This window comes from Aminobacter sp. BE322 (genome assembly GCF_050433525.1).
Taxonomy (GTDB): Bacteria; Pseudomonadota; Alphaproteobacteria; order Rhizobiales; family Rhizobiaceae; genus Aminobacter.
In genome coordinates, this window is sequence record NZ_JBNPXB010000047.1 from 1 (window position 1) to 1,164 (window position 1,164).

General features: G+C 61.2%; 1 protein-coding gene. It reads left to right on the forward strand.

Going from position 1 to position 1,164, the window contains the following annotated elements:
- The coding region (locus tag J2X50_RS24865; protein ID WP_429098883.1) for an ISAs1 family transposase at window positions 1-1,151 on the forward strand (1,151 nt) is incomplete at its 5' end.
- Between the last annotated feature and the right edge of the window lie 13 nt (window positions 1,152-1,164).

Consider the following 1,164-nt stretch of genomic DNA (forward strand, 5'->3'; position numbering starts at 1 on the left):
GCAGGGGAATCGCATATGGCTTTTTGGGGGTTGAAGTTGGCCTGAGAAGGGATTCTTTGGGCAGGCAGTCGAACGAGGGAGAGACTGCCATTTCCAACCTTGAGAGCTATTTCGGCGCGCTACATGATCCGCGCGCTGGCAACGCCACGCATCGACTTGGCGATTTGATCGTGATGATGATCGCGGCAAGCCTGTGCGGGGCGAGCAATGCGACGGAGTTCTCGCTGTTCGCGCAAGAGCGCAAACAAGCGCTGTCGCGATTGATCGAATATGAGGTGGCGCCCAGCCACGACACCTTCTCGCGGCTGTTGCGGCTGCTTGACCCGGAGGCGTTTGGGCGTGCCTTTGCCGCCTTTGCCGCGGGCTTCGCGCGGGCATGTCAGGAAGTGGTCTCGCTCGACGGCAAGGCACTGCGACGGGCCTATGAAAAGGGCCTTGCGGCCAGCCCGCCCCTGACGGTGTCAGCCTTCGCCGCCGAGACGCGGCTGTGCCTGGCGGCAGTCTCGCCCGGCAATGGAGACAACGAAGTCGAGGCGGCGCTCAAAGTCGTCGAACTCATTGATCTTACTGGCAGAATGGTCACATCCGACGCGCTCCACTGCCACAAGCGCATGGCAAAAGCCATCACCGAACGCGGCGGCGACTACCTGCTCGCGCTCAAAGGCAACCGCCGCCATTGGGTTGCTCATGCCAAAAAGCATCTGGCCGACACCACCCCGGTTATCGCGGAGCGGACCGAAACCAGCCATGGTCGCTATGAGCGGCGGCAGGCGGAGGTCGTAGCCGCCACCGAGCCGCTAATGGCCGGCCATAGCGCCTTTATCCGCATCACCAGTCAGCGCGACAAGGCCGAACCGAAGACGCGCCTGTTCATGGCCTCCACGCTGCTGTCACCGCAGCAGGCGCTCGATCTTACAAGAGCCCATTGGCAGATCGAAAATGGCTTGCACTGGATGTTGGACGTTCATCTCAAAGAGGATCAATCCCGTGCCCGCAAGGACAACGCTCCCGCCAATGTCGCGCTCCTCAACCGCATCGCCAGAAACCTGCTTCAGGCCGCCGATGTCGACAAAGTCCCCATCAGCCATCGCATCAAGAAATGCGCCTGGAATGACGACTATCTAATCCAGGCGCTGACCCATATGCGATAGCCCTGCCCCACAA